This is a genomic window from Paenibacillus sp. Root52 (assembly GCF_001426865.1).
GTDB lineage: Bacteria > Bacillota > Bacilli > Paenibacillales > Paenibacillaceae > Paenibacillus.
Genome location: NZ_LMFO01000001.1, coordinates 886,618 through 907,131, shown reverse-complemented (window position 1 = coordinate 907,131; position 20,514 = coordinate 886,618). Strand labels below are relative to the sequence as shown.

At 40.5% G+C, this 20,514-nt stretch carries 24 protein-coding genes; 22 read left to right on the top strand and 2 right to left on the bottom strand.

What is annotated here, in order from left to right; translation table 11 throughout:
- Nucleotides 1-4: 4 nt before the first annotated feature.
- The 3 genes from ASD24_RS03950 to ASD24_RS03940 all read left to right on the top strand — a co-directional run bounded on the left by ASD24_RS03950 (nt 5) and on the right by ASD24_RS03940 (nt 3,307).
- Nucleotides 5-679 (top strand): response regulator transcription factor, encoded by a 675-nt coding sequence (locus tag ASD24_RS03950; protein WP_056691784.1) that lies wholly within the window; start codon nt 5-7, stop codon nt 677-679.
- Nucleotides 676-2,046, top strand: coding sequence for a sensor histidine kinase (locus ASD24_RS03945; RefSeq protein ID WP_056691782.1), 1,371 nt, complete (start codon nt 676-678; stop codon nt 2,044-2,046). Before ASD24_RS03950 ends, ASD24_RS03945 begins: the two co-directional genes overlap by 4 nt.
- Before the next feature lie 226 nt (nt 2,047-2,272).
- Nucleotides 2,273-3,307 (top strand): phosphotransferase enzyme family protein, encoded by a 1,035-nt coding sequence (locus tag ASD24_RS03940; RefSeq protein WP_056691780.1) that lies wholly within the window; start codon nt 2,273-2,275, stop codon nt 3,305-3,307.
- A gap of 814 nt (nt 3,308-4,121) precedes the next feature.
- On the opposite strand, the gene ASD24_RS03935 is transcribed toward ASD24_RS03940, so the two are convergent.
- Entirely contained in the window at nt 4,122-4,577 is a 456-nt protein-coding gene (locus ASD24_RS03935; protein WP_056691777.1) for a VOC family protein, read from the bottom strand.
- Nucleotides 4,578-4,699: 122 nt separating this feature from the next.
- On the opposite strand from ASD24_RS03935, the gene ASD24_RS03930 reads away from it, so the two are divergent.
- Both ASD24_RS03930 and ASD24_RS03925 read left to right on the top strand, forming a co-directional pair.
- Entirely contained in the window at nt 4,700-5,641 is a 942-nt protein-coding gene (locus ASD24_RS03930; protein WP_235540328.1) for a helix-turn-helix transcriptional regulator, read from the top strand.
- 188 nt (nt 5,642-5,829) lie between these two features.
- On the top strand, nt 5,830-6,510 hold the full coding sequence (locus ASD24_RS03925; RefSeq protein ID WP_145047603.1) for a hypothetical protein: 681 nt from the start codon (nt 5,830-5,832) through the stop codon (nt 6,508-6,510).
- An 87-nt stretch (nt 6,511-6,597) separates the two neighbouring features.
- Here the strand turns inward: ASD24_RS03925 and ASD24_RS03920 are convergent, their stop codons facing one another.
- Nucleotides 6,598-7,464 (bottom strand): MurR/RpiR family transcriptional regulator, encoded by an 867-nt coding sequence (locus tag ASD24_RS03920; RefSeq protein ID WP_056691767.1) that lies wholly within the window; start codon nt 7,462-7,464, stop codon nt 6,598-6,600.
- A 179-nt stretch (nt 7,465-7,643) separates the two neighbouring features.
- Between ASD24_RS03920 and ASD24_RS03915 the strand changes: the two genes are divergently transcribed.
- The 17 genes from ASD24_RS03915 (at nt 7,644) to ASD24_RS03835 (ending at nt 20,346) form a co-directional block, all read left to right on the top strand.
- Entirely contained in the window at nt 7,644-8,663 is a 1,020-nt protein-coding gene (locus ASD24_RS03915; protein ID WP_056691764.1) for a Gfo/Idh/MocA family oxidoreductase, read from the top strand.
- A gap of 1 nt (nt 8,664) precedes the next feature.
- Entirely contained in the window at nt 8,665-9,660 is a 996-nt protein-coding gene (locus ASD24_RS03910) for a Gfo/Idh/MocA family protein (RefSeq protein ID WP_056691763.1), read from the top strand.
- Nucleotides 9,661-9,861: 201 nt separating this feature from the next.
- Nucleotides 9,862-10,440 carry a hypothetical protein gene (locus ASD24_RS03905; RefSeq protein ID WP_056691760.1) on the top strand — a complete coding sequence of 193 codons (579 nt, stop codon included), beginning with the start codon at nt 9,862-9,864 and terminating at the stop codon, nt 10,438-10,440.
- A 281-nt stretch (nt 10,441-10,721) separates the two neighbouring features.
- Nucleotides 10,722-11,447 (top strand): DUF1361 domain-containing protein, encoded by a 726-nt coding sequence (locus ASD24_RS03900; RefSeq protein ID WP_056691757.1) that lies wholly within the window; start codon nt 10,722-10,724, stop codon nt 11,445-11,447.
- A gap of 60 nt (nt 11,448-11,507) precedes the next feature.
- Nucleotides 11,508-11,843 (top strand): HIT family protein, encoded by a 336-nt coding sequence (locus ASD24_RS03895; protein WP_056691754.1) that lies wholly within the window; start codon nt 11,508-11,510, stop codon nt 11,841-11,843.
- 45 nt (nt 11,844-11,888) lie between these two features.
- Entirely contained in the window at nt 11,889-12,356 is a 468-nt protein-coding gene (locus tag ASD24_RS03890) for a hypothetical protein (protein WP_056691752.1), read from the top strand.
- Nucleotides 12,357-12,504: 148 nt separating this feature from the next.
- Nucleotides 12,505-13,908, top strand: coding sequence for an outer membrane protein assembly factor BamB family protein (locus tag ASD24_RS03885; protein ID WP_056691749.1), 1,404 nt, complete (start codon nt 12,505-12,507; stop codon nt 13,906-13,908).
- Between the two features lie 33 nt (nt 13,909-13,941).
- Entirely contained in the window at nt 13,942-14,358 is a 417-nt protein-coding gene (locus tag ASD24_RS03880; RefSeq protein ID WP_056691747.1) for a hypothetical protein, read from the top strand.
- A 187-nt stretch (nt 14,359-14,545) separates the two neighbouring features.
- On the top strand, nt 14,546-15,331 hold the full coding sequence (locus tag ASD24_RS03875) for a copper amine oxidase N-terminal domain-containing protein (protein WP_056691744.1): 786 nt from the start codon (nt 14,546-14,548) through the stop codon (nt 15,329-15,331).
- 167 nt (nt 15,332-15,498) lie between these two features.
- Entirely contained in the window at nt 15,499-15,807 is a 309-nt protein-coding gene (locus tag ASD24_RS03870; protein WP_056691741.1) for a hypothetical protein, read from the top strand.
- Between the two features lie 102 nt (nt 15,808-15,909).
- A complete protein-coding gene (locus ASD24_RS03865; protein WP_056691737.1) occupies nt 15,910-16,548 on the top strand; it encodes an NAD(P)-dependent oxidoreductase in 639 nt (212 codons plus the stop codon).
- Between the two features lie 81 nt (nt 16,549-16,629).
- Nucleotides 16,630-17,559: a hypothetical protein gene (locus tag ASD24_RS03860; protein WP_156395317.1), complete on the top strand. Its 930-nt coding sequence runs from the start codon at nt 16,630-16,632 to the stop codon at nt 17,557-17,559.
- The gene (locus ASD24_RS03855; RefSeq protein WP_056691731.1) at nt 17,559-17,810 is read left to right on the top strand and encodes a type II toxin-antitoxin system HicB family antitoxin; all 252 of its coding nucleotides are present in this window, start codon (nt 17,559-17,561) and stop codon (nt 17,808-17,810) included. Before ASD24_RS03860 ends, ASD24_RS03855 begins: the two co-directional genes overlap by 1 nt.
- Before the next feature lie 110 nt (nt 17,811-17,920).
- Nucleotides 17,921-18,265, top strand: a complete 345-nt coding sequence (locus ASD24_RS03850; protein WP_056691728.1) for a YojF family protein — start codon at nt 17,921-17,923, stop codon at nt 18,263-18,265.
- Nucleotides 18,266-18,284: 19 nt separating this feature from the next.
- Nucleotides 18,285-18,959 (top strand): bacillithiol biosynthesis deacetylase BshB2, encoded by a 675-nt coding sequence (bshB2, locus tag ASD24_RS03845; RefSeq protein ID WP_056691725.1) that lies wholly within the window; start codon nt 18,285-18,287, stop codon nt 18,957-18,959.
- Between the two features lie 424 nt (nt 18,960-19,383).
- Complete coding sequence (locus ASD24_RS03840; protein WP_056691722.1) at nt 19,384-19,758, top strand: DoxX family protein; 375 nt, start codon at nt 19,384-19,386, stop codon at nt 19,756-19,758.
- Nucleotides 19,759-19,920: 162 nt separating this feature from the next.
- Nucleotides 19,921-20,346, top strand: coding sequence for a MarR family winged helix-turn-helix transcriptional regulator (locus ASD24_RS03835; RefSeq protein WP_056691720.1), 426 nt, complete (start codon nt 19,921-19,923; stop codon nt 20,344-20,346).
- Nucleotides 20,347-20,514 lie beyond the last annotated feature (168 nt).

Genomic DNA, 20,514 nt, shown 5'->3' with positions numbered 1-20,514 from the left:
AACGATGCCTACAATATTGGTTGCGGATGATGATGCGAATATCCGCGAACTTGTCTGTTTATTTTTACGGAATGACGGTTTCACGACACTTGAAGCAGAAGATGGCCAACAAGCCCTGAAGGTGTACGGCTCAGCACAAGTAGATCTTGTCGTGCTTGATATTATGATGCCGATCATGGATGGCTGGACACTGTGCAAGGAGCTTCGAAGAGCCAATCCGGATCTTCCGTTATTAATGCTTACCGCAAGAGGAGAGACATGGGAGAAGGTGAAGGGATTTGAACTTGGAACGGATGATTATCTAACCAAACCATTTGACCCCCTGGAGCTCACTGTTCGTGTGAGAGCATTGCTGAAACGTTATAAGATTGGTTCAACACAGATGATTCAGTTTGGCAATGTCATATTAGACCGGCAGACGTATAAAGTGACACGAGGTACAGAATCACTAACATTGCCACTCAAGGAATTCGAATTGTTATATAAGCTCGCGGGAACACCCGGACAAGTCTACACACGAGAGCAGTTAATTGATCAGATCTGGGGCATTGATTATGTCGGAGATGATCGGACGATAGATGTACATATTAAACGATTGCGTGAACGATTCGCGACGACAACTGATTTTCGGATTGAAACGGTGCGTGGGCTAGGATACCGACTTGAGGTCAACGAATGATTCGTTCCTTGTACATACGTGTAGTTCTTACCTTTCTCATCTCAGTCATCGCAGGCACAGTTATCTCGTTTTTTGTATCAATATGGATCTTCCAGGAGCAACTTAATGAGAATGCAAATATTAATTTGCGTAACTTTGGTCAAGATGTCGTGCAGATCTATGAGAGGCTTCCGTCATCAGAAGCTGACTTATTCGTTAGTCAAATGAAGCAGCTTGAATCCTATTATATACGGATATATGAAGCCACAGGCGAGTTTACGTCATATGGACATTCTGACCGACATAAATCGGCTAAGATAACGTCGGAGCAACTACAGACCGTGTTAAATGGAGGCGCCGTGCAAGATACACGAAATGGAATTGCTACGGCTCTCATCGGTTTGCCAGTGAAAACGGACATGGGAACCAAGGCACTATTCTTTGAAACACTTGCACCGCCTTCGGCTGCTTTTGTCATTTCGTGGGGGTTAATCTTCGCGACCACTTCCTTAATAACAGGAAGCTTGTTGATACTGATTGCTTCAGTATTTCTAGTTAGACCGATTAAAAAGCTGACCAAAGCAACAAAACGGATTGCAGCAGGAGATTTCAATCTCAAGCTGAACATTAAGCAAAGTGGTGAACTCGGTACACTGGCGCGTAGTTTTGAAGAAATGACGCATGACCTTCAGCAGCTGGAACAGATGCGGAGGGAGTTTGTCGCCAACGTCTCACACGAGGTTCAATCCCCACTTACTTCAATTTCTGGCTACGCACAAGCACTTAAGAATGTAAGCCTTGAAGAGCACGAACGTACGCGGTACCTGAATATTATTATTTCGGAAGCGAAGCGGATGTCCAAAATGAGTGATAGCTTGCTTAAGCTGAGTATGCTTGAATCACAGTCGCAGCATATGCGACTTCGTACGCTTAGTCTTGATGAACAGATCCGCAGGGTAATTGTGGCGCTTCAACCTCAGTGGTCAGCTCGTAATATTCATTTTGAACTCGAATTAGAGCCTGTCCAAGTTATGGCTGATCATGATCAATTAGATCAAGTATGGACTAATATCATTGGTAATGGCATCAAATTCTCTAGTGATGGCGGCGCAATCCATGTTCATATGCAACAAGAAAGTGATCAAGTGACTGTGCGAATATCCGATACGGGAATTGGAATTTCTCTTGAAGACCAAAAACGTATATTCGAACGCTTCTTCAAAGCAGATCGCTCCCATAGTCGTAAATATGAAGGTAGTGGTATGGGACTCGCGATCACCAAGCAGATTGTATCGCTTCATCAAGGTGACATTCGAGTTGAAAGTGTACCTAATCAAGGAACGACTTTCATTGTTACACTGCCAGTGGCAACCACTGCGAATCATTAGATTTATTTTCATATACAAGTGAACTGCATATCGTTCAGCCGATAGAGGACAGATTTGTACATGTTATGGCTCCTATACAAGCATACTTGTGTGGGAGTTGTAGCATTTTTTAGTTTGTAGGTAAAGAACAGCTTGGAATGAACTGTTATATATATTTGAGATCGTATGATACGTATAATCCAATACATAAATCAGGTTATCTAATCAATTTTGTAGGAGGAGTACAATGAAGCATTTTTTCAGTTACGACATAGGAGAACCTAGGAACTCCGTTCTCGTTCGAGCAAGAAATGTCGCTTTAACTGCAATACAGCGGTATGGGCTGGCGTGGGAACGGATTCAATTTATCCAATGGTCTGATGCGATCACGTATCAGATTGTGACTTTAGCGGAAGAGAAGCTTCTGCTTCGTATACATCCTGATCGGTGGAGCGGAGAAGAAATAGCTTCAGAACTTGAGTTGCTTCAAAGTCTCAATCAAACACAGGGTTTGCACGTCCCTGAAGGGATCAAAAACTCTGATGCATCGTTTATTGAACAGATCCAAACGGAGGAAGGCTATCAGCATCCTTATGTTACATTAATGCGGTGGGTTGAAGGTGAGCATCTAAATAAGGACATTACGGAGAGCATGGCTTATCAGATGGGTGTAATGACGGGGAAACTTCATCATGCACTCGCTCAATTTAAGCCATCAGCTGAATTTACCCGCCCGAGCTGGGGTGCAGAATGGTTTGAAGAGGAATTCCTCACGTTAGAGCCATACTATCCTCGTTTTCTCACAAGTGAGGCGTGGAGGAGATACCAAGATGCGGCGGAAAAGGTCGTCTCTACCCTCGTTAGAATGCCTCGAAACAGTGCGAATTATGGTGTGATTCACGCTGACTTGCATATCGGGAATATTATCATTCACAATGATCACCCTCAGCCGATTGATTTTGGTAGATGTGGATATGGGCATTATCTTTATGATGTTGCAAGCGCTTTACTAGGACTTCATGTACCACAGCGAATTTCATTTATTGAAGGTTATGAGCACGTGAGAGCGTTGAAAAAGGGCGATTTACAAGATGTGGAGTGCTTCTTCATCATGAATCTAATCTCGAATTACTGCCATCATGCGCCCAATGAATCTGAAATTGTGAACTTAGTTGGTGAGCAACCCTACGCTCAAGCTTATATTAGAGAATACTTAAGGGGTGCCTCGTTTTTGTTTGAAAGGGTTGAACCGGTGAGTATAGAGGAATGTAAATCTAGTTAAATTGCATGTATATAGTAGGATGAATATCTGTAAGACGAAAAAATCGCCGCATGGGCGATTTTTCTGCTTATTTGCTATGAATCACAGCTGCTAGCATTTTAGTTATTATGGTTTCTGCAGTCTAATTGAGGTTCGTCTGATCTAGAGATTTCTTCTACGATCTATTAGATCTAATATACTCATTACTGCGAAGACAGCCACTATCGTCAAAATATAAACTAAAAATTCAATCCAGTTTACGTTGTCAAGTGTACCTCGGAACAAGTGATACAACACTTTGGTTGTAGTAACCGCAATAATGCAAAGGACGAGAGTAGTTAATTTTTTCTTCATCAACGATACCTAATAGCCCATTCGGCTCTCTTCAAGCCGCACATGTACTACCTTTCTTTGTTATCTTGTGTCTGTATTCAAAGGATCGACTTAGCCAACTATACGAGTCTACCAGTATAACACAAGATATGGAAGATAGAGGGGATAATTAAACAATTTCTGATTGAATTAATGCTAGAGTGTGCCTGAAAACGCATAAATGAATGGTTTCACTGTTTCATGCTATTCACTGGATAGCTGGAAGCAGTGTAATTGGTGTTAACGAATCTCAGACACGTTATATTATGAAATACCACAGTAATAATCCGATTCTTACGCCCAAAAGCAACATTAGCGTGTCAAAGATTCGTTAGTATTTCCGGAATGTAATTTTCCTGCAAATAAGGCTGACTGAGTTCGTTAGAAACGCCGGATCATATAGTGTCGTGATGGGGAATTCGAATCTTACGCTCACTTAAGGGCATCGTCTCACCTCACTGGTTTACAAGGATTTCAATCGAGCATCATACATTAGTTGAATCTGAATGCCGAAGGGATCTTCCACAACGCCATATGCCTTGCTAAATACATTACTAGATAACGGGGAAATGATTTGCACGCGTTGATCGGATACAAGGCTATGGTAGAAACGTTCGATTTCTTCTATATCAGCACTTTGAACACATAATGAAGTGTTATTTCCAACGTGGTATGGCTCATTGATATTCATGGGATCTTCCGCAATCATAATTTTGGTACTACCAAGCTGTAAGACGGAATGAGAGATATAATTTCTGTTGTCATCCGTAAGTTGTATCGCGTGATCGCGTTCAGCCATATCTTGATACGTTACCCGGAACCGTTCTTCTGCGCCAAAATGTGTTTTGTAGAAGTGAATGGCCTCCTGTGCCTTTCCGTTCATGGATAGAAATATGGCTACCTCTAATGTTGCACTCATCGTATGCATCTCCTTATATATCAGTTAACTCAGGTAGATATGATCTGATCGATTTGATATATCTCCTTGAACTCATTATGCTTGATAAAGGTGTCAAAACATGAAACCTTTATAGGGAGATAATGATGAAAAAATCAGAACGATTAAATGACATGCTTAGATTCTTAAACGATCGTGAGTTTTTTAATTTGCATGATCTGATGGAGAAATATAATATTTCCAAAAGTACAGCGTTACGGGACATTGATTCCTTGGAGCAATTAGGTGTGCCGATCTATGCCGAGCATGGCAGGTATGGGCGGTACGGAATATTGCAACATCAATTGTTAGCCCCAATCCTATTCAGAATGGATGAAGTGTATGCACTTTATTTTGCGATGCTCACACTAGACTCCTATCAATCCACACCCTTTCATCTAAGTGTTAAGCAGCTGAACGAGAAGTTCGAAGCCTGTCTATCTCAGAAGCAACTACAGCAGATTCAATTGATGAAAAAAGTCCTGCAATTCGAAGTGAGCCAGCATCACCATGTAAGTCACTATTTGGATCGAATTCTGAAGAGTATTCTTCATGAGAGCACTTGTAACATTCAATATGTGAAAGGTCAGCAGGTAAAAAGTTATCATGTTCAATTTTTTAAAATATCAGCAAAATATGGGCAATGGTATGCTAGTGGCATCGACAGAAAGACCCAACAAACGAAGGTTTTTCGCTGTGATCGAATCACTTCACTCCAAGAAGAGGATAGTGAAACACAGTACTCTATTGATGATTTACTTCACCGTTCGTTAAACGCATACAAGTCTGCGAATAGCATTGAGTACGAGGTTGAGATCGGAGAGCAGGCCATAGATCTGTTTTATAAAGAGAATTATCCATCCATGAGCATAGAGCATGGGGAGAGGACGATTATTAGAGGATATTATAACCCTGGGGAAGAGAGCTTTATCACGAATTATTTCATGAGGTTTGGAAGTTCCATCATTGCGGTGAAGCCGAACTCGCTCAAACAGATGATGGTACAGCATATGGAGAACCTTGTGAGCCACTACCTCAAACTTTAATGAGTAGTCGGAGTAGTTACATGTGTCTAGATAACATTTTTCTCATATACTTGTAACTTTGGTAATCTAACTTCCGTCATATAGATTGAGGTGAGAGAATGAGGTCGTTTAAATATGGAGTGAAACTGGTTTGTATATTTCTTGTATCCATGATGTTAACCAGCTGTAGCACCGAGGATGATGGAGAAATGTCGTCATTAGGCGCTTCAGACAGTTCAAGCACTTCATCGCCGTGTGTAACAGGAAACATTAATATGGCGGATTTCCTAATGATTAATGATATTACTTACACATTAAATGATCGAGAGTCAGATGCAACTCCAATTGAGCCTGAGCTCATTGGGGACAAGGTTGGTGAAGTTAAATTTACACTGAGTGAACAAGCTTGTTCAGATCATGTTGTGCAAAATGGCGACGCTGCATTCCTTTCAGTCGGTACATCTATATATGAATTAAATGGTTATCGGCCGCAATTTCGTCTAGTTGCCAATGACAGAATGTATCAGGTGAGTGATAATCCTAAGGCTGAAACGATGGGCGATCTGATGGACATCGAATCTAAAGTAGAGAAGATCAGCTTGGAAAGTGGAAATGACGGTAGTATAATCGGTGATTTCACGGAAGAAGCAACAGCGGAATTTGTAAACGAGTTATTGCCTTTACCATATGTTGGCTTTGACGAAGTATATAAAAAAGCAAAACATGACTATGGTATCTTCCTGCGTGTGTATCTTCATGATGGTACATCTATGCGTATGGTGTATTATCCTAAAGCGAATGCATTCTCGGCAGGCGCCTTTGGAACAGAGCGGTTAAATGAACTAATTGTTACGCAAAGACAACGGATCAAATCCGCGGCAGGCATGTAATGGAGCATATGTAAAAGAGGCTATCTCGATCAACGGGATAGCCTTTTTTTAATATTTCCTCAATTAGTCGAGTCAGATCATCGAAAATTAAATATCCTTCATCACATTGTTCATTTGGAACTTCTTAAGTGACTCCGTTGTTGTATGCATATTCTTCAAGTAATCAATTTTGTAGATGCAAGAGTAGAGCACGTTCAATACGTATTCAAAAGCAATCTGTGACGAGAACGTACCAATCTTAGCGAGCTTTTCCTCATCATTAGGTACTCGAATGCAATACGTACTGAGTTTGGCTAACTCACTCTGGTTACTTGCTGTAATGGTGATGAACGGGATATTCTCACGGTTGAAGTGCTGCGCCACTTGAACATAATTCGGTGAGATCCCATGATACGTTAGGAAAATAGCACAATCCTTCGAAGTTAAATTAATGGTGTGATAAATCCATTCAGATAACTCTGTCGCAATGACGACATACTTATTAATTTTAAAACATTTATTTTGAAAACTTTTTGCCCGAATTTGTGAATCCCCCTGTGCATAGATAAAGATACGATTGGCATTATTCAGCAGATGTGCTGTCTGTGATAGGAGCTCGTCGTCCATATATGCAACGTTTTTTTCAATGGTTTCCTTCATCAGCTCTGCAATCTCTTGTGCCACCTGAAGTGAAGATTCACCTGAGCCAAAGGGATAGTTAGGATTCACGTTGGAGATGGACTGTGTACTTTGCTGAAACTCTCGGGCAAGCGTAATGGTGAACTCTTTGAATCCCGTAAGACCTAACTTTTGCGTTAGGCGATGGATGGCCGAGTGAGATGTATATGTTGCTTTGGCGAGCTCTTGAATACTTAGTTGGAGAACATGCTCTTTGTGCTTCAATATGTAGGATGCGATGCTTTGTTCATTCGGTGTAAAGTTCTGCATTTCGGATAACTGCATTAGGATGTTCAACAGGATCACTCCAGCTTCTGTAAATTAACATGAATCAACAATAGAAAATAAACATTTTGTTCAGAAATATACCCATGTAGCTTGTACATAATGATCGAAAGTACCGTTATCGCGTCAAAGTCTTTACGCAAGACCGTCTTATTCTATAATAAATGAAAAGACTCTGAGGAGGAAACCTTATGTTGAACATTGGATACATCGGTAATGGAAAAAGCACGAATCGATATCATCTTCCGTTCTCACTGAACCGGGATGAGCTGAACGTCAAAACCATTTATGCACGCAGCTTGGAGAAAGCAGAATGGGAGAGAGTACCAGGTGTTCGATATACGGATGACATTTCATCTCTGATGAACGATCAAGACATTCAATTAATTGTCATCTGTACCCATACAGAGTCACATTACAATTATGCCAAGATGGCACTGGATCATGGCAAACATGTACTCGTTGAGAAGCCTTTTATGTTAACAAAAGAAGAAGCCGTGTCTATTTTCCAATATGCAAAAGAAAAGAATCTGGTCATTCAATGTTATCAAAATAGACGGTATGACTCTGACTTCCTGACAACTAAGAAAGTGATTGAATCCGGCAAGCTTGGGGATCTCCTGGAAGTTGAAATGCATTACGATTATTATCGACCTGAAATACCTAACGCAGTCTCCCAGTTCTCCAAATACAATAGTTATCTATATGGACATGGTGTGCACACGATTGATCAAGTCCTCTCTTATTTCGGTAAACCAGATCGTATCCATTATGATGTTCGTCAGTTGTTAGGCCCCGGCAGAATGAATGATTATTTTGATCTGGACTTCTATTACAATTCACTCAAAGTATCCGTAAAATCAAGCTTTTTCCGTCTGAAGCCAAGGCCAAGCTTTGTGGTATATGGTAAAAAGGGTGTTTTTGTGAAGCAAACAGAGGATCGCCAAGAGGAACATTTGAAATTATTTTATCTTCCAAAAGGGCATGATGATTTTGGGATTGATCTGCCTCAGCACTATGGCGTGCTTACGTATGTGGATGATGATGGAACGTACCATGAGGAAAAAGTAATTTCCGAAAAAGGCGATTATGCTCGGGTGTATGACGATATTTATCAAGCCATCGTAAATGGCCGAGACAAAGTAATCCGTGACGAAGAAACCATATTAGCCATGGAAATCTTAGAGAATGGCATGAAAGGATGTAGCTAAGATGAAACTAGGAATCGTTGGAGCAGGTATGATTGTTCAGGATCTATTGAGTTTTATTAAGGACATTCCTACTATAACGTTGCAAGCAATAAGCTCTAGACCAAGTCATGAGGAAAAATTACGTTTGCTGCAGCAACAATATAGCATTGAGCAGGTGTATTCTAACTATAGTGAGATGTTAGGCGATCCTGACGTGGATACAGTGTATATCGGATTGCCAAATCATCTGCATTACGATTATGCCAAAGAAGCGTTGTCACACGGCAAACATGTCATTTGCGAGAAACCTTTTACATCGAATCTGTCCGAGTTCCTGGAACTGAAAGAGTTAGCTGAGCAGAAACAGTTAATTCTGGTGGAAGCGATAACCAATCAATATTTAAAAAACTACCTGTCCATGAAGGATCACATCTCTCAATTAGGAGATATCAAAATTGTCGAATGTAATTATTCACAATACTCATCGCGGTATGCTGCTTTCCAAACAGGCGAAGTCTTGCCGGCATTTAATCCAGAGATGTCTGGTGGGGCATTAATGGATATCAACTTATATAACATTCATCTCGTTGTAGGCCTGTTCGGCAGTCCTGAGAGAGTAGAATACTGGCCTAACATGGAGCGAGACATTGATACATCAGGCATTTTGTTCCTAGATTACGGTGATTTCAAGTGTGTCTGCATAGGTTCTAAAGATAGCACAGCTCCCAATTCCGTAAACATTCAAGGAAACAAAGGGTATATTCATATGGCAAGTTCTGCGAATATCGTTGACAGCTATAATTATGTCCTTAATAAGCAAGAGCCGATCCGTGTAGATCAAAAAGATCATGCTCATCGTATGTATGATGAATTCGTGGAATTTGATCGAATGATTCGTGAGCTGGATTGGAACAAAGCAGCTCAAATGCTTGAGCATAGTGAAAAAGTGATGCAGGTTGTAGAGCAGGCCAAGCAATCAGCTAATCTTGTTTTTGGTCCGGATCGATTACGCCACTAATAAAGAGCAACAGAGTTGACAATAGATTCAGACGACTTGACCGTATCCTGGTATGTTACCGGGAGCGGTCTTTGTTTTTTTGAAAGTAACAGTGTAAACAGAGGAGTGGAAGTATGAAATCTGATCCATATTTCCCTTCGCAAACCTACATCTCTGGGTTATATTAGAGGTTGTATAATATTGGAAAGGTGAGAATGTCTTATGAGCAATGCCAAGATCGTCAGTTTCATAGGAGTGACTTTATTTACTCTGGTAGTTTCTGGTTGTGCTGCGACAAATGCTATTGTAAACAGCGAGGAAGAAAACGCTCCTCCTCAAATTGTTAAAGCGCTCCAAGTGAAGACAGATGACAATCCTATCGATCAGGCCTTTGGTGAGGATTTTGAAACGGCTTCTGCGACTACCGAGATCAATTATGTTGCGAATGCATATTTGGAGGCGTGGGAAGCGGAATGGAATCATATTTTGGTTGAATTAAAGAAGCACTATGAACACCCAGATGACATCAATACATTAACAAAATACAAAAATAGCTATGAGAAGTTTGTTGAACAAGCGTCCGATCTTGAGACAATAGATTGGTCAGACACCTCGGTCGCACCCGGCCCGGATCGCACTGAAGGTACAGGAGCGCGAAGTGCTTCATTGTTGGAAGAAGCAGAGTTGCTCAAGAGACAGGTGCTACATTTGATTGATAACTATTTTTACGACAGTAGTGAATATGGGGAATACATATATCTTTACCAAGGTAATGGTGCGGAGCTAGATCTCTTAAGGTGAAATAAACTTACGCTGATATGCAGAAAGGGTTGGATTATCTTGAAGATATATTTAGTAAGACATGGCACGGATGAGGAAGGATATCGCGGTGGCTGGAGCCAACGTGGTTTAGTTGAAAAGGGGATGATACAAGTATCCATACTGTAACGAAAGCAAACGAAGGATGGAATATGAGTGAAATGAACATTAGAAATCATTTGAACGAAACGTAAATTTCCAATGTTATAGCGTTCTATTTCACACTACACAGAGTTTCAAGCAACCTTGGTTAAGGAGTACTTATGAATAATAATAAAACAGCTATTGAAGATATAAAATTAATTAGTGTGCTGGTGCTGGCAACGCTATGTTGCCTTGGGCTGGCTCAGTATTTACGTGTCCAATCAGACAAGAACATGTTCAACTTCCTGAGCTGGGATGTGTTCTTAGCATGGGTTCCATTCATTTTATCGTCTATTATCAGATATATATCCAGTAAAAAGATAACTAAGCTCAGCCTTATTGGCATAGGACTGCTGAGTGTTGTTTGGCTTTTCTTCCTTCCGAATTCTGCGTATCTGTTCACGGAAATAATACATTCATTTCGATATTTGGATGCACAAGGGGAGGCAAGATTTTGGTTCCAAATGGACTTCTGGTATAGTTTGACGGTAACTTTTGGAGTAGCTATCATAGGTCTATTCCTCTCCATATGTTCAATACATCAAGTTCACCGATTGTTAAATCGAATGATGAGCAGAGTGAGTAGCATGTTGATTATTGCTGTTATTATTCTGCTGAGTAGTTTAGGCGTATATATCGGGCGATTCAATCGATGGAACAGTTGGGATCTATTATCTCAACCTGAGCAGATTCTGAGAGATCTCATGACGGATATAAGCTCGGGACGAGGTATATTAATAGAATTTGTTGCTATTCTGTTTACAATCCAAGTTTTTGGATACGTGATTATAGGTTTGTTGACTGCGAGATCGAGTAAGCAAGAAGAGAGACCCAATAATCACTAGAATAATATTTGGCGAACAGTATTGCAGTAACTGATAAACTTGAATTAGGAGCGTGAGTAGATGACGAACGATTTTTATTGTGACGAGGTATTGAACGGTAAAACAAAAGTAACGACCGTAATGGAAACCGAAAATGTCTTAGCGTATTATCACACTCGTCCGTTCTATGAAGTTCATATTGTTGTCATTCCCAAGAAACATTTTGACTCGTTAATAAGTCTTATGGAAGAGCGAGACCATCTGTTGTTAATTGAGCTGATGGAAGTTGTTTCACAGGTTTCTGCAAGATTAATCTCCGAATACGGGGCGAGCAAAATTGTCACGAATATAGGAAAGTACCAAGATTCCAAGCATCTACATTGGCATGTTGTGTACGGAGAAACAATAAGAAATTAATAGAGATAACAGAGGATGATCCAGTGTTGTGGAGGTGAGGGATAGATGTATGCTAAGGATTACCGATATATTGGGATGAAGATCATCGCAGTTTTCGTCTCGACACTAATCTTGAGTTTGTATGGATCTTGGAGAGCCTATACACCCGAATCTGATCGAGTATCTGACGTAGGCTATTATTCCTTCGGTGGAATATTTGCGATCCAAGTCGTTCCGATATTCTTTGTATTTATCATATTAGGCATAATGCTGTCTCCATTTATCGATACAATGATATTTAATAAATTCCATTCTGAAGGTGTAAAAGGATTAATTACGTTCGTAATCGCTTATCTTTTGCTTGGTGTGGTTAGTGGAATAATGATCTCCATTTTCTTTCGTAGAGTGGATTCAATTCTATTTTTCAGTACCCTTTCAATTACTGGTTCAATGATTTTTCTCGTCGTTCAATTAGTATTGCAAGGCATTATTTATAAGCGCAGAGCTATAGATGATCCAAAGCAAAACGTCTAAACAACTTATGGATTTAAAAAGTCACCCAACGGTGGCTTTTTTTAGTGTTTTATTTGTTAATTACAAAATTTGCAACTTTATCATTGATCATCGCGTTATGTTTATGTGGTCACATATGGAAGGATTTAGACTAGGAGGTATATCTAACATGTCCAATAAACAGAATCACCGTATGAACTCATTTCGCCAAACAGGATTAATTAAGCCTGTCATGGCAGGCGTTACGGCTGCTATGTTTGCAGCTTGTGGCGTCCTCGGCGTATTACCAACTCAAGCCCAAGCAGAAGCAACTGATATTTCGGTGCGCAACTGGCATTCATATAATAGCTACTCCGTACCTGAGGTAAAAGTATCATGGAGTGCCAAAGTAGATAATTACCTTAAGATGAACGAAGCTTACTTAGAAGGCAGTGCTATTGCTGAAGAGGGTAAGGTATTTACATTTGTAGGCTCGAAGTTGGTTGCACTCGATGCCAAAACAGGGAAACAGTTATGGACGTACGGCAAAAAGCTAACACCATTCATCACTTACAAGGATGGGACTCTCTATGGTTTAAGTGCTGATCACAAACCTTACGCACTGACAGCTAAGACCGGTAAGGTAAAGTGGCAGTCTGGCACCACCACGAGTATAGATGCAATGCTGCGTACCGAAGCTTTAATTCCTAAGACAGATACATTCTATGTGATTAATGGAAGTACAACTTTTGCATTTGATATGAAGTCAGGCAAGCTACGCTGGAAGGCGAATGAACCGTTGGGTGAAGGGAACGGCACTACGTATCTAGAGGAGTCTGATGGGGTTGTACTGCGAACCTTCAATGTGCAAGGTGCACTTTCATCGATTCAGCTTAATGCGTATGACAAGAAAACAGGTAAGAAGCTATGGAGTGAATTCGGTCAGGGAGAAGCTCTGCAAGTTAAAGGTGGTCTTGTATATTCGATCGACTATTACTCGCCAATGCTGGAAGAATACGATTCAAACCCTAATCGAACCTGGAAGGTCAATGTGTACAATTTGAAGACGGGTGTGTTGAAAGGCAGTCAGGAGTATTCCTGGAAAATGGCTGGAGAACCACCGTATGCGAATGGTCGAGGCAGTATATTGGCGAACCAAGATAAATTGTACATTGAACAGGGGGATAAAATAGCAGAGTATTCGCTAAACGCCTACAAAAAAGGAGAAGCTCCTTTGCGAACATTACAGCAACCTCAGGGTGACAATCTAGAGTTGATCGGCATCGTTCAAGAACGGCTGATCTATAAGAACTATACGACAGGAGAGCTAACTGGCATTAAGCTGGCTAATGGTCAGGAGGTCAAATGGTTAGGAGATGCACCTCTTTCCCAGCTTGATGTCTATGGTAAAGGCATGTATCGGGCACAGCGCAACGGTACCTTGCTTGGCATCGATATGCTGTCAGCGAAGCCTCTGTTCCGGGCAGCAACCGGAGGAGATCTGCATCATAGAACCCTAAAAACGAATGGGATGCTCATCATTCAGACCGAAGGCAAGATTCTCGGCGTGAAATTACCAGCAGCTCTGAAATAAGCTCTCCGATCCCAATAAAGGTGGGTACAAGTATTGAATCGAACCAGTGAGGGGTTGCCATTTTTCTCGCGTTTTCTAATCACTAATGTGATCGTTACGCTTATCGCAGTCGGCATATATGGTGGATTTATGCTCATAGATCCTCAAGCCGGCGTGGATATGAGTGATCGCGTCAGTATTATATTCTATTTTGCTTATATCAGCGTACCAGTATTTGTCGTAATCGTATTGCTCAGCACAGTCCTAGTTTGGCTCAGAGATAGGTTATTAGAGAGAAAGCACTTTATGAATGTCATCGTGTATCATGTTGTATTCGCCGGGATCGTAAGTGTTTTATTTTACCTTGCGCTTAGTGCATTTTATGAAACTGGATTTGTGCTAGCCATATCGCCATTTATATCTACACTCACATTTAGTGTTTTATATGAAACGTATATTACTAAAACTTAATCTCCATTCTTGCTCGCTTAAATGTGGTGTAAGGAACGAAACCGCAGTTCTGGAATATTCAGTGCTGCGGTTTTTATTCATTGATAAGTAGTAACGAAGATTGTACCAATATTTAGAAATTGTATTTAAATGAGTGGCTATATATAATTCTAGACCTACATATTACATCATTGGGAGAGCAGACATTATGAACAAGATCCTTTCAGTACTTATCATCTTTCTATTCATTCATACCGTTGGATTCTCAGCAGCCGTTTCAGCATCTGAGTTGAAAGAATCGCCTATCATTATTGATAATGGCAAGATTATTAGTGGCAGAACGTTAATTCCAATCAGGGTGGTTTCTACCCATTTCGGGTATCAGGTACATTGGAATCAAGAAGCGAAGATGGTTACGATCCTTGGCGAGGATACTACGATCCGTATGAAAATAAATTCTAACGAAGTGAGCTTGAATGATCAGAAGGTTATGCTTGATGTGCCCGCGCAGGTATACAACGGGGTTACCTACGTTCCTTTGAAATTTCTGAGTGATGTGTTCGGAGCCACTGTCAGTTGGAATTCGTCCTTCAAAGTAGCGCAAATACAATGGGAAGATCAAACGATATTAATATACACGGAAATTAAACGGATTCCCGATCTGACTGATAAACAGATTGATATGCTGTCCAAGGCAGCTAATGAGGCTGCTGTGATTACAGATGTAAAATACGCTAAAGTACATCTTAAACCTTATTTTACGGATAAATTGCTAGGTAAGATCCTATGGAATAAAGGTTTGCCTTTTCGAATCCAATTTGATTCCAAACATCAAAGTGCAGTCACCTATCTGAACATCTACCATTCCGAAGCTGTAATGACTCATCTCTCTTACTTTGCGCTCCACACCTGGGTCACTCGGACGTTAGAGTTTGAGTATGTGGATGATCGCTGGAAGATCAGCCGAATTAATTTTAAATACACGTATTTCTAATAAAATGAGAAGCTTGCTTAACGAACACGACTGCATTTGCCAGAACTTTGGTTTATGTCGTCGTTTTTTTGACATTAGATTCAGAGAATGAGAAAATGTTGTGTTGTGAGAAATGGATATGGGGGAACTGTCTACAGATAAGAAAGCTATATATAGGAGGTCTATAAATGAATCAACGCTATCGCATTACACGAACCATGCAGGAGAATAACGCGGAACAAGCGATCACTTTGGAGGAATGTAAGCAGTATTTTGCGGACAAAGATGAATTTGCATACTCTCCCGTTTTACATGTAAAAGGGCCTGAGAGTATCATGTCGATTGACGGAGATTTTTTCATGTGGTCACATGAGGGGAACGAAATTCCATTTCGATTATTCTCGGGAGATCTGTATGTGGCAATCTCCAATGAAGCGGTCGTTCCCAAAATGATTGAGATCGCAACCGATCTGCGCGCCGATATCATTGAGGGATAGAATGGTGATTGAACAACATACAACCTACCAGTTAAGATAGCAAGACCACGATGTAATCAAAGAGGATAGAAGGTAGTTATTTTGAGCGACAGGAGTAAGGTTATGAACATTATTGTTTTTGGAGCCACTGGCAAAACTGGCCGCCACATCGTAGCAGGAGCACTGAATAACGGGCATCAGGTTACCGCCTTTGTTCGCAATCCGTCTAAGCTTAGCATGACTCATCCCAATCTTCATGTCCATACCGGAGAGATCACGAATATGGAAGACGTTGATAGGGTCACCAAGGCTCAACATTATGATGTGGCTTATTCAGCGATAGGTTCCAAAGGCATGTTTAAGCGTGAGCCCTTACTCATTCAAGCCATGCATAATATGGTTAAAACATCTGAGCAGAACGATGTAGGCAAATTCATTCATATCTCTTTCGCCGGTGTGCGATCAGATGCTGGTAAGTTAGGTTTGTTGTATAAGCTAATTGTCCCTAATGTGATGAGAAATCTGCTTCATGACCATCGAGAGAAGGATGCGGTAATCAAGCAAAGTAGCCTAAACTGGGTGCTGGTTCAGCCGCCGATTCTAACTGTGGAGCCATATTCAGGGAAGTATGTGCATGAGGTGCACATTCAACCCGATAAGTCACGTAAGTTGAAAATGTCACGAGCCAATCTGGCTGACTTTATGCTGAAGCTAGCGAATGATTCTACTTATGATCGTAAAGAGGTTTTTGTCACCGAGTAAGTATTCTACATGTTGAAATCGAACGATCTAAATGGCAACGTGAATTCTTGCATGATATATCGAACGAAGTTGAGGTGTGAAGTGAGAAGAATTAGTGTAGTGTTATTATGCATTTGTATCATCTATGGATTTTCTCCGCCAGCCCTAACAGAAGCGGCTAAGGCTCCTACAACAATTAAAACAGCGGTACATATGTACAAAGGTCAGCCTTATATCCAGATTAGCGGTGGCAACCCAGCAGTAGCCAAGTCCATTAATAAAATTTTAAAGGAACATACGGTAAAGGTCGTTGACGATAACCGAGCACTGCAACAATACAATCGTGTAGCCTGGTCTAAAACAAGTGTTAAAACGCTGTACAATAACCAAAAGTTATTGTCGGTCGTGTATACAGATGGGATAAATTACACGGATGATAACGTAGGAACCTACATATCTTCGACATACAATTTTGATCTTACAACAGGTAAACGTATGACCCTAAACGATGTTGTTGATACAGAATTCAAAAGAACTAATCTGATGTCGATCATTTCTCAGAGTCTTCAGTTGAAGTATGATAAGGGTGTTCAGATTATGGAGAAGCGTATTTATGAAATTCCGTCATATTATGTGTCTGAATTTTATTATTTCAATAAAGGCATTGTCGTCCGTTTCTATCCGACTATTGTGGCAGAAGCAGCCGAAGGATTCATTGATGTTACCGTGCCATATGACCAATTAAGCGATCGGAGCATTAGTCAAACTGTACCTAAATATCTAGACTATCTACGTACTCATGTGAGTGATTATATCGAAACTGAGATGCAATACTTTGATGGATACAACATTGGTAATTATTACGCTTTGAATAATGGGGAATATTGGGAACAGGTTGAACCTAGATATTATTCAATACCATCTTACTCGCTATCACCTAAGGTGAGGATCTACAAAGATCGAACACGTTACTACATGTGGGTTGAGGGTACGGATGATGCAGTTGAGGTCGAGAGGCTGATTTACCCTTAATGAGAACATACAGAGCTTATGCGATATTCAATTTTGCCGCTGATGGAATCAATGTTACCTTTCCTGAAATACCTGGATGTTTGACGTGTGGTTATACACTAGATGAAGCTTTGTATATGGCAAAAGAAGCGCTTGAGTTGTATATCAAAGGTGAGCCTATAGCGGAACTCCCAGCACTAGCTAGCGAGATGCCAGAGTTAACTGACGCTAATGATAGAGTTTATCTGGTTGAAGCGAATCATACGGATTGATGCGCCAGACAGAGTCACATCAGGGTTCTACGTCATTTTATGTATATTCTCGCGCAACATATGTTAAAATGGGATTTGTACTATCAATTATATTAAATAAGGAGGCCAATATGGAGCCGATACAGCCTCAAGACATTCAAAATAGAATCAGCGAACTTGCTGATCAAGATGTATACGTACACCTTGAATTAACGACAGGTGCATATGCTCAGCACTTGGACAGCACAAGACATCCGGCGTCGGCATTTATTTCCAATGCGGTCATTCGATATACGCAGGGATCTATCTCCGCGACGAGTCCATACCGAGTTGGCTTAAAGACAACTCAGGGATGGATCTATGCTGAAGGACTTACACATGTTGATGAGCAGGACAAAGATCGCTTAATTTTGGCTGGACATGATACTCAAGGAAAGTTAGTTGTAGCGTTACAACTCAGCAGAGAAATGTTCTGATGGAAGTGGAGGAGCAAGCATGAATAATGAACAATACAAACATCAGCGCATTTTAGTTGTATTCCCTCATCCAGATGATGAGGCATTCGGAGTTTCGGGAACGTTGGCTAAATACATAGAAGACGGTGCTCACGTCACGTATGCTTGCCTAACCCTTGGGGAAATGGGACGAAATATGGGAATACCGCCATTTGCCAATCGAGTAACGTTACCAGCCATCCGTAAGGAGGAATTGATTGAATCCGCCCATGCGATTGGTATCCAAGACTTAAGAATGCTAGGTTTCCACGATAAAATGATTGAATTTGAAGACCCGGATCTGTTGGATGCCCGGCTTATGGAGCTCATTGATGAGTTGAATCCGTCGCTCGTCATTACGTTCTATCCTGGTTATAGTGTGCATCCCGATCATGATGCGACGGGTGCTGCTGTTATCCGCACAATTAGCCGAATGCCAGCACAGAACCGTCCGGTTGTACATTGTATCGCATTCGCCAAAAACTATGAGCAGGCTATTGGGAAACCAGACGTCCTCATGGATGTGAAGGCGTTACTGGCGAAGAAAATGGCATCGATCCGCGCACACCGTTCACAGTTCCAAGCGGCTGAACTTGTCGGTAAAAACGAACTGAATGATAAGGAAATTCAGAAACGCTTCGGAACCGAAGTATTCTGGACGTATCGATTTGAATAAATGCTGTGGATTACGCGGTGAAAATTATATTCTAATATGAGATTTGTTCCACATAACAGATCTGTGTGGTCATAAAAGTCGCCTTCGAGGCGACTTTTGTGTTTTTATAACGAAGAATAGTATTGAGGAACAAGAATTTAAGATGTTATAGATGAGTTAGTGTTACCACAATAATACCACTCTTTATTTCATGGAATTTAGATCTATAAGAAGTGAGTTTAGCTCGTTAATGATCATAAAATAAAGAAATTTACCTACAAAGCTTATTATAGAGGTTGACATACTGGTTAAAATCGAACAAAATATATGCTATAGCATATAAATGATAAAATATAAGTGTAAATTGTCAGCGAAATGTATAATTTATTGTAAATACAAACCGTTGCATCCAAAATACATGCTATAGCATGTTATTGAATTCTATATGCAAAACAACTTTGAAAGAAGGGTAGATATGTTGATTTTTATTACGGTTTTACAGGTTCTATTAGGTCTCTTTTTCTTATTTACAGGTAGCAAAATTATTTCGGGTAAAATGGCCGAAGAATTCAAACGTTTTGGATTGCCCTCTTTCTTTAATGTCTTGACCGGTTCGTTTGAGATTGTGGGTGCCATAGGTATGATCGTTGGGATATGGATACCTATTGTTGCATTTTGGGCGGGATTACTTCTGGGAGGAACGATGCTTGCTGGAGCATTCACTTTGTTGGTTTTAGCTAAAGATCCAATACAAAAAGCTATTCCAGCAATCGTATTGTTTGTTCTTAGCTTGATTGTGTCAATGTATCATTTCTTCTAAAACCTAGCTAAAGCCGTTTGGGGGTTATGATATCATTTTATATTCCTTTGCGAAGCCCTCGAATAATAGCCTCTAGATGCCTCGTTCTTCGGAGTATGTTTTGTAACATTCATTCAGATCACCTATAATTGGTGTAAGAAAATGACGAATGAGGGTACTACAATGGACTTATACAATGTGACTGGCTTTTTGATCCATAGGACAGATGTCAAGCTTACCAACTATTTTACCAAACAGTTGAAACCTTATGAGGTCACACCTGAACAATGGAGTATTATTTCCTATCTGGATACAGACAAAGCTATGACACAAAAAGAGTTGGCAGAGGCAATTGATCGGGATCAAACCACTGTCGTGAGAATGATACATTCTCTAGAACGTAAAGGAATGGTTCGACGTATCGTTAATGATCAAGATAAGCGTTCCCATCATTTATATTTGTCTCCAAAAGGAGAAGAAGTAAAACAACGGTTGTTGTTAACGGTCAAAGACGCTCATAACTACGTTACGCGAGGTTTAGAGCCGGAGGAACTTGATCAGTTAAAAGTCATATTAGAGAAACTATATACGAATGTGCAAGGAGATTAGTTGGATTTAAGGTGAGCATGAAACTTATCAAATACATGCTATAGCATTTACTGTTTCATATTGAGGAAGACGCATAACAGGATGTAGAAGTCTTATCTCAACTTCATAAAGCCATAAACAAATAAAAGCAAAATAAGTCGGTTATTCCGCTTTATTTTGCTTTCTGTT

Bases quoted from the DNA above. Each gene is read 5' to 3' on its own strand.
- ASD24_RS03950 (WP_056691784.1), top strand. From the start codon at position 5: ATGCCTACAATATTGGTTGCGGATGATGATGCGAATATCCGCGAACTT.
- ASD24_RS03945 (WP_056691782.1), top strand. From the start codon at position 676: ATGATTCGTTCCTTGTACATACGTGTAGTTCTTACCTTTCTCATCTCA.
- ASD24_RS03940 (WP_056691780.1), top strand. From the start codon at position 2,273: ATGAAGCATTTTTTCAGTTACGACATAGGAGAACCTAGGAACTCCGTT.
- ASD24_RS03935 (WP_056691777.1), bottom strand. From the start codon at position 4,577: ATGAGTGCAACATTAGAGGTAGCCATATTTCTATCCATGAACGGAAAG.
- ASD24_RS03930 (WP_235540328.1), top strand. From the start codon at position 4,700: ATGATGAAAAAATCAGAACGATTAAATGACATGCTTAGATTCTTAAAC.
- ASD24_RS03925 (WP_145047603.1), top strand. From the start codon at position 5,830: ATGTCGTCATTAGGCGCTTCAGACAGTTCAAGCACTTCATCGCCGTGT.
- ASD24_RS03915 (WP_056691764.1), top strand. From the start codon at position 7,644: ATGTTGAACATTGGATACATCGGTAATGGAAAAAGCACGAATCGATAT.
- ASD24_RS03910 (WP_056691763.1), top strand. From the start codon at position 8,665: ATGAAACTAGGAATCGTTGGAGCAGGTATGATTGTTCAGGATCTATTG.
- ASD24_RS03905 (WP_056691760.1), top strand. From the start codon at position 9,862: ATGAGCAATGCCAAGATCGTCAGTTTCATAGGAGTGACTTTATTTACT.
- ASD24_RS03900 (WP_056691757.1), top strand. From the start codon at position 10,722: ATGAATAATAATAAAACAGCTATTGAAGATATAAAATTAATTAGTGTG.
- ASD24_RS03895 (WP_056691754.1), top strand. From the start codon at position 11,508: ATGACGAACGATTTTTATTGTGACGAGGTATTGAACGGTAAAACAAAA.
- ASD24_RS03890 (WP_056691752.1), top strand. From the start codon at position 11,889: ATGTATGCTAAGGATTACCGATATATTGGGATGAAGATCATCGCAGTT.
- ASD24_RS03885 (WP_056691749.1), top strand. From the start codon at position 12,505: ATGTCCAATAAACAGAATCACCGTATGAACTCATTTCGCCAAACAGGA.
- ASD24_RS03875 (WP_056691744.1), top strand. From the start codon at position 14,546: ATGAACAAGATCCTTTCAGTACTTATCATCTTTCTATTCATTCATACC.
- ASD24_RS03870 (WP_056691741.1), top strand. From the start codon at position 15,499: ATGAATCAACGCTATCGCATTACACGAACCATGCAGGAGAATAACGCG.
- ASD24_RS03865 (WP_056691737.1), top strand. From the start codon at position 15,910: ATGAACATTATTGTTTTTGGAGCCACTGGCAAAACTGGCCGCCACATC.
- ASD24_RS03855 (WP_056691731.1), top strand. From the start codon at position 17,559: ATGAGAACATACAGAGCTTATGCGATATTCAATTTTGCCGCTGATGGA.
- ASD24_RS03850 (WP_056691728.1), top strand. From the start codon at position 17,921: ATGGAGCCGATACAGCCTCAAGACATTCAAAATAGAATCAGCGAACTT.
- bshB2 (WP_056691725.1), top strand. From the start codon at position 18,285: ATGAATAATGAACAATACAAACATCAGCGCATTTTAGTTGTATTCCCT.
- ASD24_RS03840 (WP_056691722.1), top strand. From the start codon at position 19,384: ATGCAAAACAACTTTGAAAGAAGGGTAGATATGTTGATTTTTATTACG.
- ASD24_RS03835 (WP_056691720.1), top strand. From the start codon at position 19,921: ATGGACTTATACAATGTGACTGGCTTTTTGATCCATAGGACAGATGTC.